This window comes from Anaerotignum lactatifermentans, assembly GCF_016902535.1.
In the GTDB taxonomy this organism is placed as follows: Bacteria; Bacillota; Clostridia; order Lachnospirales; family Anaerotignaceae; genus Anaerotignum; species Anaerotignum lactatifermentans_A.
Window position 1 is genome coordinate 1 of record NZ_JACSNY010000079.1, and the last position, 219, is coordinate 219.

The 219-nt window shown below is 47.9% G+C and carries 1 protein-coding gene; it reads right to left on the reverse strand.

From position 1 onward, the window contains the following. Nucleotides 1-13: 13 nt before the first annotated feature. The coding region (locus H9X84_RS12945) for a transposase (RefSeq protein ID WP_205134647.1) at nucleotides 14-219 on the reverse strand (206 nt) is incomplete at its 5' end.

Consider the following 219-nt stretch of genomic DNA (forward strand, 5'->3'; position numbering starts at 1 on the left):
GCCTGGCCGCTGCTTATAATCCTGACAGCCTTTCTTCAAAAAATATCTCCAGCTGCGAATGAATCTGGCCCCAATCCTGTCGGTGTCCGGTCCATTTTTTCGTGATATCCATCATAGCCAGATACAGCATTTTTAGGAGACTTTCATCCGAAGGAAATACCGTTTTGGATTTCGTGACCTTCCGCAGCTGCCGGTTAAATCCCTCGATGGCATTCGTGG